Annotated in this window: 8 protein-coding genes and 1 pseudogene; 1 reads left to right on the plus strand and 8 read right to left on the minus strand. The window is 41.4% G+C overall.

The features are described from left to right. The first annotated feature begins 1 nt into the window (after position 1). The gene (locus QUE03_RS11500) at positions 2–1,054 is read left to right on the plus strand and encodes a 2-oxoacid:ferredoxin oxidoreductase subunit beta (protein WP_286261559.1); all 1,053 of its coding nucleotides are present in this window, start codon (positions 2–4) and stop codon (positions 1,052–1,054) included. Between the two features lie 60 nt (positions 1,055–1,114). On the opposite strand, the gene mnmL is transcribed toward QUE03_RS11500, so the two are convergent. The 8 genes and pseudogenes from mnmL to QUE03_RS11540 form a co-directional block, all read right to left on the minus strand. Further along, entirely contained in the window at positions 1,115–2,059 is a 945-nt protein-coding gene (gene mnmL, locus QUE03_RS11505) for a tRNA modification radical SAM protein MnmL/YtqA (protein WP_286261561.1), read from the minus strand. A 321-nt stretch (positions 2,060–2,380) separates the two neighbouring features. Beyond that, positions 2,381–4,204, minus strand: a complete 1,824-nt coding sequence (locus QUE03_RS11510; protein WP_286261563.1) for a 2Fe-2S iron-sulfur cluster-binding protein — start codon at positions 4,202–4,204, stop codon at positions 2,381–2,383. 752 nt (positions 4,205–4,956) lie between these two features. Further along, a pseudogene (locus tag QUE03_RS11515) lies at positions 4,957–8,073 on the minus strand (efflux RND transporter permease subunit); the annotation flags it as partial. Between the two features lie 11 nt (positions 8,074–8,084). Next, positions 8,085–9,818 (minus strand): efflux RND transporter periplasmic adaptor subunit, encoded by a 1,734-nt coding sequence (locus tag QUE03_RS11520; RefSeq protein WP_286261565.1) that lies wholly within the window; start codon positions 9,816–9,818, stop codon positions 8,085–8,087. After that, complete coding sequence (locus tag QUE03_RS11525) at positions 9,808–11,187, minus strand: TolC family protein (protein WP_286261567.1); 1,380 nt, start codon at positions 11,185–11,187, stop codon at positions 9,808–9,810. The genes QUE03_RS11520 and QUE03_RS11525 overlap by 11 nt, the downstream gene beginning before the upstream one ends. Continuing rightward, positions 11,187–11,687 (minus strand): DUF411 domain-containing protein, encoded by a 501-nt coding sequence (locus tag QUE03_RS11530; protein WP_286261569.1) that lies wholly within the window; start codon positions 11,685–11,687, stop codon positions 11,187–11,189. The genes QUE03_RS11525 and QUE03_RS11530 overlap by 1 nt, the downstream gene beginning before the upstream one ends. A gap of 110 nt (positions 11,688–11,797) precedes the next feature. After that, positions 11,798–12,193, minus strand: coding sequence for a hypothetical protein (locus QUE03_RS11535; RefSeq protein ID WP_286261572.1), 396 nt, complete (start codon positions 12,191–12,193; stop codon positions 11,798–11,800). 85 nt (positions 12,194–12,278) lie between these two features. After that, on the minus strand, positions 12,279–13,373 hold the full coding sequence (locus QUE03_RS11540) for a tetratricopeptide repeat protein (RefSeq protein WP_286261573.1): 1,095 nt from the start codon (positions 13,371–13,373) through the stop codon (positions 12,279–12,281). Positions 13,374–13,379: the final 6 nt, after the last annotated feature.

Consider the following 13,379-nt stretch of genomic DNA (forward strand, 5'->3'; position numbering starts at 1 on the left):
GATGACCTTTATTCGCCCAGACTTTCGTCACCCTCAATCGCCGAAAAACGATATTGGCTATACATCGAAAGATTACGAAGGTGCATTATCAACACTTTGCGCTGGCTGTGGTCATGACTCTATCAGCGCAGCACTTATTCAGGCGTGCTTTGAGATGTCAATAGAGCCGCACAAAGTTGCAAAAATATCAGGCATTGGCTGTTCCTCTAAAACACCCACTTATTTTTTGGGGAACTCGCACGGTTTTAACTCCGTACACGGCAGAATGCCCTCAGTAACAACTGGCGCTAATTTGGCCAACCGTGAATTAAAGTACGTTGGCGTTTCTGGCGATGGTGATTCCGCTTCTATTGGTCTAGGTCAATTTGCCCACGTCGTGCGTCGAAACCTCAATATGTTGTATATTGTGGAAAATAATGGCTGCTATGGCTTAACCAAAGGGCAAATGTCGGCGACCACAGATGTTGATTCCGTCAATAAATCAGGGATGCTTAACGAACACCAACCTATAGATTTAGTCAATTTGGCCTTAGAGTTAGGCGCTACGTTTGTAGCACGGAGTTTTTCTGGTGATAAAGGCCAACTCGTTCCATTAATGAAAGCGGCCATGTCACACCGTGGATTTGCCTTTATCGACGTGGTATCACCTTGTGTAACTTTTAACAATAATGTGGGCTCAACAAAAAGTTACGACTATATTCGTGAGCATAACGAAGCGACCTCCGCTCTTGATTTTGTGCCAATGAAAGATGAGATTACCACCAGTTATGAACAAGGCGCTAGCCAAGAGGTAACCTTGCATGACGGCTCAGTGATTCACCTAACCAAAGCAATTTCCGGTTTCGATCCTTGTGATCGCAGAGCTGCTATCGATGCAATTAAAGATCACAATGAGCGAGGAGAAATATTGACGGGGCTGCTTTATGTTGATACCGATCCCACTGATTTACATGATATGTCTGGCACTAGCTGTAAACCGCTTAATTCATTAAACGAAGATGTATTGTGTCCCGGCAATGCAACACTCCAATCAATCAATGAGAGTTTTAGGTAGAGAAGCCACCTAAATTAACGCGATAAAACCAAGTGCAAAATATAGCACTTGGTTACGCTATTACTCACTATATAACTTACCTTGCCAAACATCGGCGGTAGTCATTTTTTCTTCGATATATTCTATTGGCTGCATTTTCTGCGCAGTCCATTTAGGCGCAATTAGCTCATCCCAGCGGCTAGCCAATGCAGTCAAACGTTGTACCGCTACATCTGGAGACAAATGTTGTAAAAATAGAATAACTTTCTTAGCGTACGCAGATAAATCATCTGGGATAAATTCACCTCGGCGATACATTTCTTCCAATGGCGTGTTAGAGAGTACATGTAGATTGTGTAACTTCACATTACTGATTGGCAATGAATTTATCAGTTTTGCCGTCTCGATAATGCGCTCATCGCTATCACCCTGCATGCCAAAGATTAAATGAATGCCCACATCAACACCGGTTTTATCCGCCAACATATTTATCGCATCAATATTTTGCTGCGCAGTATGCCCTCTTTTTAGAAATTCTAATTGGTCGTCATAAAAACTTTGAGCACCTATTTCAACTAAGGTGTAGGCTTTTTTGCTAGTATCATCAAGCAACTCAAAAATACGCTCAGGTAAGCAATCAGGTCTAGTGCCTAATACAATGCCATGTATGTAATCTTCTGATAAAGCGATATCAAAGCGCTCTTTAAGCTCACTGACTCTATCAAGCGTATTGGTATATGACTGGAAATAGACCATATATTTTTCACATTTGTGACGACGTTGCACCCACTTCTTATTTTCCCTGATTTGATCAAGTAGCTCACGATCACGTTCTAGGTGATACGCAGCCGAGCCCCATTCATCACAAAATATACAAGCATTGTTCGTTTTACCGTGTCTTCTGTTGGGGCACGTTTCAGCAACACTGACTGAAATTTTAACGACTTTATCACCCAGTCGTTGCTTAAAATACTGGCTTATAGGAAAATAACGGCGATTGTGCCATAAGTTTGGAAATGCAGACATAATATTTTCAGAAAGGAAATTTTGAAGAACAGTATCACGCCATCCTTGTAATAATCTTGATGTTAATCGTATTTTATCGTGACAGTTCCTGTTGCCGACGACTGCCAGAAGAAACAACTAATCGGTTTAGGCCACAGTGACTAACATTCAAAATGATTAATAGATGTAAGCGCGGCTTAAATTTCTATATTCTTTAAGTTTAGCGAAGCAAAAAATAAAAGGCGCATCACGTGTTCATGTGTTACGCCATTTTTGATTAACACCCATTTTACTCGATTTAAGGTCAAGGTTAATTTAAGCTAACAGCCGTTTCACCTCTTTTTAACTAAAATCATCAAATGATATACGGTTATCCTCAATATCGTGGTGTTTTAGCAACGCTATCGTTTCATCCATCATCCCTTTAGGACCGCATAGATAAAAATCCAAATTCGACAAATCATTAAAACTTGAAAGGTTCATTTTTAGCACCTCTTGCGCATACCCTTGCGCTCCTAGCCAATCTTTATTTGGCTTAGAAAGTGTTGGTAAATAAGTGAACCTGCTGTCGGATTTAGCCAATTGATAAAACTCTTGTTGATAAATCAAGTCTTGCTCGGTTCGAGCGCCGTAAATAAACACGATCGACTTGTTCGCCCCATTTGCAAGTTGCTCTTCAATGATCGCTTTTAACGGCGCCATGCCTGAGCCAGCACCAATTAACACCAAAGTGCTGCCGTTTTCGGGTTTAACATAGAAGTCTTCAAATGGGCCTAATGCTTCAATCGTCTGGTTTAGTGCTAAATTCCCCATAAAATTAGAGCCAATGCCCGGTAAGTGCTCGCTAGATTGAGCTGGCAACATTTTAATGGTAAAGACTAACTCGCCATTTGCGCTATCAGCATTAGCAATAGAGTAACTGCGAGAACAAGCGTCATGGTGATAATGCTGCGCTTGTGTACCTTGCCAATGCACTTGATAGTTACTTGGTATATCTACAGGCAGATAATTTCCTTGACCCGCTGGAATTAAAAAGCGCATAAAGGCACCCGCTTTAAAGGCAAAAGGCTCACCTATGACTTTAAACCTTAGTTCTTTAATATCAGGACTAACAAAACGGTTGTCGAGCAGTTCAAGTGTAACTTTATTAGCATCGGTAACATCCATTAAAGTCATATGTTCAACATCATTAGAAAAATGCTGACAGGCTAACCTAAAGCCTTCATTTAATTGCTCTTGATTGAACTGCTGCGTATCTGCAGAAGTGACTTTAGCATTTGGACTAATTAACACGCGACAACGGCCGCAAGTGCCACCGCCACCACAACTCGATGGTAAAATGATGCTGTGCTGTTCAAGTTCATGGAGTAAATTATCGTGTGTTGAAAGTTTCACTTCGCCTAGGCTTTGCTGGTGTTTATCAAACAATTTGACCTGACGCTGCTTGGCTAGCCATTTAACCTTATATTGTCCTCTGGCTACGAGATCGACAGTCCAAATCAAACCGGTAGTCGATAGCCATAACGTGACAAACGCAAATAAAATAATTTGCAGGTTATTAAAGCTGCCCTCATTGCCATAGTCCATAAAATGAAGCATAAAGAAAATACTGGCAAAGCGCTTATCATCATCACTGTGCCCGACTATCCATCCAGAGCCGCCATCAACATAGACACTGGTATTGACCTCATCATTAAAGGTAACTTGCCAACTTGGGTTTTTCTGTTTTGGAAAATCCTCTATTTTTCCAGAAATAAATTGTGCAGAGACGATTTTCCCCGGACCATTGTATGACTGCAAGGCAAGTTTTCTGGCAAAGTCATCATCTATATTAGTCAACTCGCCAGTATAAGCATGATAAAGGCTATAGCGATTTTTGAAGTTCGGGTACAAGCCTTTTTCGTGATTAACCAAATAATACGGCTGGCCTAGAATTTCAGTTAACTTAACAGATGTTGCTGCCTTGGCTTTGCCCAACACGCTTTTAGGCTCAACAAGTTTACTTTTATCAACTTGGCTCTCGTGGTGAACATGGGCTCGGTATTGATGCCCCCCTGCTTTATGGTGATCCATTAAGTTAAAATAGATACCAGAAAATAGCCAAAGTAAAAATTGAACACCAACCAAAAGAGATGTCCATTTATGAATTTTTCTTATCCAATCCATTAAATACTCTCCTTTACTGCTAGAGGTTGAGATTTATCTTCCTTGTTTTTAAAAATGCGGTAGAAGGTCAGTAAAAGACCACTGATGCCGGCAAATATTCCAAATAAGGTGAACCAGAATAAAAGTTGGTTATCAATTTCACTTTCTTCATAGTCCATGACATGGAACCTGAACATCCAATCAAAAATTCGCCACCATTCATGACGTTTGGCCAATAGTGCCCCTGAACGTCCAGAAATATAAAGTGCTGGGCTACCAAAGTTGTCAAAATTAACTCGCCATGCAGGCAATGCGTCATGTACTCGGCGACTGAGCTCAAATGGCGGATTATCTTTAATATATTCAACACTTGCCACCCCACCTGAGCCGGTATATTCATGGATTGCCGCTTTTACAGCAAGCTCCTTAGACAACGGGGATAACAATTGACCACTACTCGCATCAACCATGTAATGCGTACCATTTTCAACAAAACGATAGACATCAAGATCTAAAAATTTTGTGACATTCATTCGCTCTGCATCAGGATATGCTTGATACAATTCGTGCAAAGAATACTGAATATTCTCAGGTTTTAACTTAGTTTGATGATTTTTTACAAGGCTATCACCATGAATATAGTCAATATCAAAGAACACCATATAGGCACCAGTGACAGACCAAATCATAAATTGAACGCCTAAAAATGCCATTAACCACTTGTGATATTTACGACTAGTTTTTAACAAGCTAAAAGGGGCATTATTACTATCTTTTAGTGAATGAGAGCGCCATAAAAAGTAAACCGCTGGCAATACTAACAAAGTTAAAATAACCGCACTTGCCATACCACCGACCATTGGCGCAGCAATTCGGCTCATCACTTCAGAGCCTGTACCACTGCCATATAAAATCGGCATTAAGCCAATAATAATAGTGGCCACTGTCATCATTACGGGGCGAACTCTTAAACCTGCGCCTTGCCTAATGGCTTCAACTAAAGCGGCTTTATCAAACGCTTTATTTTCTGCTAAAGCTTGCTCTTGCGCTTCCTTATATGCTTGGTTTAAATACACTAACATAATGACGCCAATTTCCACCGCGACACCGGCTAGTGCAATAAAGCCAACCCCAACAGCAACGGAGAAATTAAAACCTTCTAGGTACATCAGCCAAATACCACCAATCATCGCCAGTGGTAATGTGCCCATAATGATTGCCACTTCGGCAAAACTTCTAAAGTTTAAATAGAGCAGCACAACTATGATGGCGAGTGTTAAAGGCAGTACATAGCTAAGCTTATCTTTCGCTCTTTCCATATACTCATACTGACCTGCCCAACTAATTGAGTAGCCAGCTGGCAAATCAATTTCATTCGCTACTTTCGCTTTGGCTCCCTCAACATAGCTGCCAATATCAACACCTTCAATGTCTATAAAGCTCCAACCGTTGATACGCGCATTTTCACTTTTAATGCCCGGCGGCCCGTCTTCTACATAAACGTCGGCCACATCGGCTAATGCAATACGTTGACCTTTAGGGGTGATAATTGGCAGTTTTTGTAGCTGTTCCGGGGAGTCTCGATAATCTTGTGGGTAGCGCAAATTAACCGGATAGCGCTCTAGCCCTTCAATGGTTTGAGTAACATTCATACCGCCAATAGCTGTCGCAACCACTTGCTGGACGTCAGCAATGTTTAAACCGTAACGAGCCGCTTTGATGCGATTGATGTCTACCTTGATATAACGACCACCAGCAACACGCTCAGAGTAAACTGAAGCGGTACCGGGGTGATCTTTTAATACGGTTTCAATTTGCTGACCAATATCTTGAATAACCGCTAAATCACTGCCCGCCACTTTAATACCGACCGGTGTTTTAATACCGGTTGCTAGCATATCAATACGAGTTTTGATTGGCATCACCCAAGCATTGGTTAAGCCCGGAAACTGTACCAATTTATCAAATTCTTGCTTTAAGCTTTGAGTTGTTACCCCTTCACGCCATTGAGATCTTGGCTTTAACTGAATAAAGGTTTCAATCATCGTCAACGGCGCAGGATCAGTTGCCGTTTCTGCTCGCCCTACTTTACCAAAGACACTTTTAACTTCCGGTACGGTACGGATTAACTTGTCAGTTTGCTGCAGTAATTCACGCGCTTTACCTATAGATATACCTGGATATGTGGTCGGCATATACATTAAGTCACCTTCATCCAATGGCGGGATAAATTCACTACCAATTTTATCCAAAGGAGAGAACCCTATCCACGTGATAACAAGCGCAGCAGCAATTGTGCTTTTAGGGTAATTTAGCACTAAAGTAAGTAATGGCTTATAGCCTGCGATAAGTGCGCGGTTTACCGGGTTCTTATTTTCCGAAATCACTTTACCGCGAATGAAATAGCCCATCAGCACCGGAATTAAGGTGATAGCAAGACCGGCCGACGCTGCCATTGCATAGGTTTTCGTGTAAGCCAGTGGCGCAAACATACGCCCTTCTTGCGCTTCCAGTATAAATACCGGCAAGAAACTTACCGTAATGATCAATAAGCTAAAGAATAAAGCAGGGCCAACTTCAGAAGCTGACTTAGCGACTATTTGCCATCGGTTTTCATTGGTTAACGGCGTTTTCTCCATATGCTTATGCATATTTTCTATCATCACAATAGCGCCGTCGGTCATTGCTCCTATCGCGATTGCTATACCGCCAAGCGACATTATATTAGCGTTAATCCCTTGGAAATACATGATGATAAATGATACTAAAATGCCGAGCGGTAAACTGATTATGGCAACGATAGACGAGCGAACATGGAATAAAAACACCACACAAACAAGCGCAACTACCGCCAGCTCTTCAGCAAGTTTCGACCATAAATTATCAACCGCTCGTTCAATCAGACCTGAGCGATCGTAAACAGTAACGATTTCGACGCCATCAGGTAAACCACGCTTTAACTCTTTAAGTTTCGCTTTTACCCCTTCAATGGTTTTTTGAGCATTTTCACCAAAACGCATCACCACAACGCCACCAACAGTTTCACCTTCACCGTTAAGCTCAGCAACACCGCGACGCATTTGAGGACCTATGTTAACATCAGCCACATCGCCTAATAATAGTGGTGTGCCGTTGTTGTTTAACCCTAAAGGTATCGCTTCTAGATCAGCGCTAGATTGAATATAACCCGAGGCGGTTACCATATATTCGGCTTCAGCCATTTCAACAACCGAGGCGCCAACTTCTTGGTTACCTTGTTTTATCGCCTGTTGAATCAAGCTAAGCGGAATATCATAAGCACGTAATTTGTCTGGATTAACCACGACTTGGTATTGCTTGACCATACCGCCAATTGCAGCGACTTCTGAAACACCATCAACCGTTTGCAATTCATACTTTAAAAACCAATCTTGGATACTGCGTAATTGGCTAATGTCGTGCTGTCCGGTTTTATCTACAAGAGCGTACAAATAAACCCAACCAACACCGGTTGCATCTGGGCCTAATTGCGGTTTTGCCGATGACGGTAAACTCGGTGCTACTTGTGATAAATACTCAAGTACCCTTGAGCGCGCCCAATATAAATCGACATCGTCATCAAAAATAATGTAGACATAAGAGTCACCAAAAAATGAGTATCCTCGCACCGTTTGTGCGCCCGGCACCGACAACATAGCGGTAGTTAAAGGGTATGTTACTTGATCTTCGACCACTTGCGGCGCTTGACCTGGATAAGATGTTTTAATGATCACCTGAACATCAGATAAATCAGGCAGCGCGTCAACAGGCGTATTTTTAAAAGCAAATAAGCCTGCGCCAATTAAAATAAATGTCGCCAATAATACGAAAAAACGATTAAAGACCGACCAATGAATTATACGTTCTATCATGTCAGTCTCGCTTAATGATGGTTACTGTGATCTGCGCTAGCAGCTTCTGTTTGCTGTGCTAACGTCTTGATGATTAAATCATCATGCACTTCAAACGTAAAAGTCACCTTATCACCAGGGCTAAATGTATTTAAATCAATCCCTTCATCAGCGATAAAGTCCATTGTTGCCGCAGGACGTTGCCACTTTTCTATTGCTTCGCGACTGACATTAACTACACGCGTATCAGTGGCGATTTCATTGATGACGCCATTGACGGTTGCTGAAGGTACTTCAGGCTCAGGCATATTCATTTCAGACATAATATGGATACCAGTCATTTGATAACCATTGTCTGTTTTTGTCACTTCAAAATGTAACGTCTGCCCAGCTTGTAATTCATTAATATCAACGCTGTCTGCAACGATAAAATCCATTGTCATTTCAGGCCAATCCCACTCTTTTGCTGGCCCATGGCTAATATTGACCATGTTATGCCCGAACATGACACTGTTGATTTCACCTTCCATCCAAACTGAGGTAGGTTCATCATTATGGCTCATGCGTTTAAAGTCAGAGTTTTTGCTAGACTCAGAGTCAATCAAGAATTGTGCGGAGGTAACAATACTGTCTCCTTCACTTAGTCCTTCCAGTATCTCAACATTACCTTGTTCAACACCGCCTATTTTAACTGCAATCGACTTAAATTGACCTTCACCTAACACCAAGACAACACGGTCTTGTTTACCGGTGCGAATGACCGCTTCTTTGGGTACAAGTATCGAGTCATGACGGGTTTGGGTTTCTATTTCCACATGAGTAAACATATTCGGTTTTAATTCAAAATCTTTATTATCAAACTTCAAACGCACGCGTAATGTTCTATTTTGTGCATTTAAGCTAGGGTAAACATAATCAACTTTACCTTGCCAAGATTTACCCGGTAGATAATCTAGTGTCATGGTTACCGGCAATCCCGCTTTAACTTGCGCAGCATCACGCTCAAACACTTCAGCTTCAACCCAAACTTGCTCTAACTGACCAATGCTCATTAAGGTATTCCCCGGCTTGACATAAAAACCTTCGCGCACTTTTAAGCCGTCAAGCACACCGGATTGTGGCGCGTAAAAAGTAATGCTTTGTTTTACTTGCTGAGTTTTCACTAATTGATTGATAAACTTTGTTGACAGCTGAAGCGCCGCTAGTCGCTCTTTAGCGGCTTTAATTAGCGTGTTATTTTTGCGTTTAATTGCAATTAACAGTTCTTCTTGTGCGTTCACTAATTGCGGAGAATATAGAGTATAAAGCGCTTGACCTTGTTCAACCGGGTTGCCTTCTGCCTTAACAAATAACTGCTCAATCCAACCTTCAACTCTCGGGTGAATATGCAGGAGCTTATCTTCGTCATATTGCACATAACCAACCGTTGAAATCACTTTACTAAGTGGCGCGACTTCAACTTGAGCTGTTTTAACGCCTAAATTATTAACAACATGTGGTGAGATCGTCACCGCGCCGGGGCCAAAGTCATCAGCACCGCTGCTTTCTTCATACACAGGCACTAAGTCCATGCCCATCGGTGATTTTCCAGCTTTGTCTCGACGGTAATTTGAGTCCATCGGTGCGACCCAATAAAGTGGTTTTTTCTCACCTGAGTCGCTAGCCATTACACTATCAGACATCTTGGGTTGCAATAACGTTAAAGTGCCTGCGCCAATTGCTGCACCTATAACTAAAGCGATGATTGTTTTATGGTTATTTGACATCTGATAACTCCGAAGAAGATGCTAGGTGATTATTCGTTGATGGGATGAGAAAATAATTTAAACGAGAGACGGTTTTTAACGCGTCAACATCAATGTTAACTTTTGCTATTGTGGTATTAAGTTGCGCAATTCGCGCTCTTACCACCTCAGCAAAGTCACCATCGTCATTGGTGTATGCGGTTAAGGCCGCTTCTGCTTGCTCGTGGGTTTGCTTAATCAACTGGCTTTTATACAGTGTTTGCCTTTGTGATAAACGATTTAGATTACGGAGTTCTTTTTCTACCTCGGCAATCATGTTTCTCACCAGTAAGAGCTTTTCTGTATTTATTGCCTCAGCGTCAGCCATTGATGCACTGACAACTTTGTCTTGCTTGTTCTTTGTAAATAACGGCAAATCAAATGTTACCCCGACCGAGAAAAAGTCAGAGCGATCTGTGCCATTTGGCGCATTGTCACGATAAGCGTAACTTGCGTTTACACCAAATTGCGGTTGGTATTGCTGCTGGGCAAGTTCAACGCCCTGTTTAGCGACCTTTTGTTTAACATCAACCGCTAACACGACAGGATGATTAACAAGTAGTTGCGCCAATTCACTTTTGCTCGGTGTGTTATTTTTTAACCATTGCCCATTGCTCAATGACAGGTGTGGCAATGTATTGTCGACACTAAAGTTGCTAATGGCATCTTGAAAATAAAAGCTCGAGTTTTCTTGGTTTGATTGATAAAACCACTCCGATAAACCTGCCTTGGCCGTTTCAAGTTTTTGCTGTTCAGTAACGAGACGATCATCTAGACGCAGTAGCTCTAGTTGAGCGCGAATAACGTCTTGTTGTCTCGTCTTACCCACAGCCGTTGAATAACTGGCTTTAGCAATGTCAACCATTTGCTCAAACAGCCCTTTATCGTCATTAATCAAACGAATGGTTTTTTGAGCGAGATAAGCGTCTAACCATAGTTGCGTCACTTGTTTTTCGACTTGCGCATTACGATTAGCGTTTAGTAACGGGAATTTTTCTGCTTCGGTTGTTAACTGAGCACTTTTAATTTTTAACACATCACCGCGAGGTAGCATTTGGCTGACCCCCACTTTTAGCTGTGTCATAGCTTCTTGATCAAAATCCCAGTTATCCGTTGGCAGATTCGTCGCGCTAATCGATACTTTCGGATCGGCTAATGCTAATGAGGCGATACTTCTCGCCTCTATTGCCGATTGCTTTAAATCATTTCCTTTAGACCATGGATCGTTTTGCTGGGCAAGGGTAATGGCTTGCTCTAGCGTAACCTGCTGGGCGGCAAACACTTGAAATGTCATTATCGCTAATAAAGGCATCAATTTTGCCTTTATGCGACAACTACTCAATATAGGCATTAAAACTGCTCCTCATAGCTATTTATTTGCGCATACACTTTGCTGCTACCGTCAGGATATAAAATCAAAATTTTATATGGCATAAATTTGTCACCAACTTCCATGCCAGGAGAGCCGACCGGCATTGCTGGTACAGACAAGCCAATGGCATCTGAATGCGCCTCACTTAAGAATTTTTTGATAAATTTAGCGGGTACATGACCTTCAAAAGCAAACCCACTTTGAGTAATGGCTGTGTGGCATGAGCGGTAATTAGGCGTAATGTTGAATTTTTGCTTGATGCTAGTGATGTCTTGATAATCTTTCGCATGAGTAATGATCTGCTCTTGCTCTAAATGGCTGATCCATTTTTTACAACAACCACACGTTGGCGTTTTAAAAACCAACAGCTCTGTTGCTTGATTTACTTGGCTAGATGATGGAGTCGGCTGTTCGTTACTTGCAAATAGATACGTAGGTGCAAATAGCACAGCGATGATAATTAAAGTTTTTAAGTTCATATTACCTCCAGATAATCTGGAATAGTTTTTGGGTGTTTCTGGAGCTAGTATTGTTCAAGCCCAGTTATTGCGTATGTTGTGCATCAAATTACAGACACACTGATCCTGTATTAGGCAATAATGGGAGGACGAAATAAAGAAGAGGCAGCAACTGAGTAAAATGACGAGTGAGTCGAATACATTTTATCTGCAATAAGAAGGTGTTCAGGTTTAGCGATGGTTGACTCTATAATTGCCGCATTACTGCAGCCATTAGTAGGACAATAACACTCGGTCATACAACAAGCACCGTGTGACTCATCCATAGCATCACTGCTAACACTCATCATCATCCCTTCATGATGCATAGTTGACATATCGTGTGTCATCATCATTGAGCTATGTTGAGGAGCAGAAGAATCATGTTTTGACATATCACAAGACATAGCAGCAAAAGCAAATGCTTGCCCAAGTAGAGCAACCATAAAGCTAACAACAACTATTACTTTAGATAGTGAACGAGACATTAATCACACTTAAATCAAAACGTACCGACGAAAAATATCATAATAAAGACCGCATTAGCAAGATCAACCAACGATCTATTTGTAACTATTCAATACTCGAGACCAGTGTTTCATATGCCTTTTGATACTGTCCTTCTTTTGCATAGATACTAGCTAAGTACCTTTCCAACTCAACTTTATCTTTGTTAAGATCGCTTTTTTTTGCATGTTCAATTGCACTTTTTAAATGCTGAAAACAGGCACCATTCATTTCATTTCTACAGGTAAATTCAGCAATATTCTTATAGGTCAGTAGCTGTACTCTTGATGATTGCGCCCTTATCGCACTTTCCTTTGCAAGCTCAAGTGATTGTTTAGCGTCCTTTAACAACTGTAGTTTTTCTTGATATTCGGCCATTCTTGATAACGAAAAAGCTTGGTTTAGATAGTTTTTATCTTTCAACGCCCATCGGTAAGAAAGCTGCATTGCACTAATTGCTGCTTTGAAGTTTTCTTGTCGCTCTTCTATACGTCCTAGGTTGTAATAGCTGATAGACGTAAAGTGTGGGCTTTGCAAGTGCCGAAACATCTCGATGGTGTCTTTAATGAGCTTAATTGCTTCGGAATAACGACCTAAATCTCTCAAGATGGTCGAATAACGCTGTAATAGGATCGCTTTTTCAAAGCCACTCGGTAAATATGATAGATATTTATGGGCCAGTTTTAAGTTAGTTTCCCTTTGATTATCGCGGCCTAATGACATATTGGCAAATATCAACTCTATTAACGCTGCCGTTTCAATAGTAGGTGCGCGACTTTGCTTTGCTTTTTCATAGGCGGTTTGAGCAGTAATGAGAAAGAGCTTGTTTTCTCTTCTTTGATAATGGCCTCGCGCTTTACTCACCAGTGCTCTTGCATACCATAACTCATTCAATAAACCGGAAGCGATGGCCTCTTTTACATAATGTAGTATATGCTCGGGCTGATCTACGTAATAAGCCAATTCAGATAAGACAACGAACAATTTAACTTTTTCTTGTAACGCCACGCCAGCATCAAGCTGGCTTTGTAATTCATAAAAAGCCTGCTCAGGGTTTTGAGCAATCTGGTGGTTTAATGCTTGGAAATCAATATCCGCAGGTACTGCTACGGCAATAAAGCTGATGCAGAACAAAATGCTAATTAAAAGCTTTTTAATCATTTTATT

This window comes from Thalassotalea atypica, from assembly GCF_030295975.1.
Taxonomy (GTDB): Bacteria; Pseudomonadota; Gammaproteobacteria; order Enterobacterales; family Alteromonadaceae; genus Thalassotalea_F; species Thalassotalea_F atypica.

Bases quoted from the DNA above. Each gene is read 5' to 3' on its own strand.
- QUE03_RS11500 (WP_286261559.1), top strand. From the start codon at position 2: ATGACCTTTATTCGCCCAGACTTTCGTCACCCTCAATCGCCGAAAAAC.
- mnmL (WP_286261561.1), bottom strand. From the start codon at position 2,059: ATGTCTGCATTTCCAAACTTATGGCACAATCGCCGTTATTTTCCTATA.
- QUE03_RS11510 (WP_286261563.1), bottom strand. From the start codon at position 4,204: ATGGATTGGATAAGAAAAATTCATAAATGGACATCTCTTTTGGTTGGT.
- QUE03_RS11520 (WP_286261565.1), bottom strand. From the start codon at position 9,818: ATGTCAAATAACCATAAAACAATCATCGCTTTAGTTATAGGTGCAGCA.
- QUE03_RS11525 (WP_286261567.1), bottom strand. From the start codon at position 11,187: ATGCCTATATTGAGTAGTTGTCGCATAAAGGCAAAATTGATGCCTTTA.
- QUE03_RS11530 (WP_286261569.1), bottom strand. From the start codon at position 11,687: ATGAACTTAAAAACTTTAATTATCATCGCTGTGCTATTTGCACCTACG.
- QUE03_RS11535 (WP_286261572.1), bottom strand. From the start codon at position 12,193: ATGTCTCGTTCACTATCTAAAGTAATAGTTGTTGTTAGCTTTATGGTT.
- QUE03_RS11540 (WP_286261573.1), bottom strand. From the start codon at position 13,373: ATGATTAAAAAGCTTTTAATTAGCATTTTGTTCTGCATCAGCTTTATT.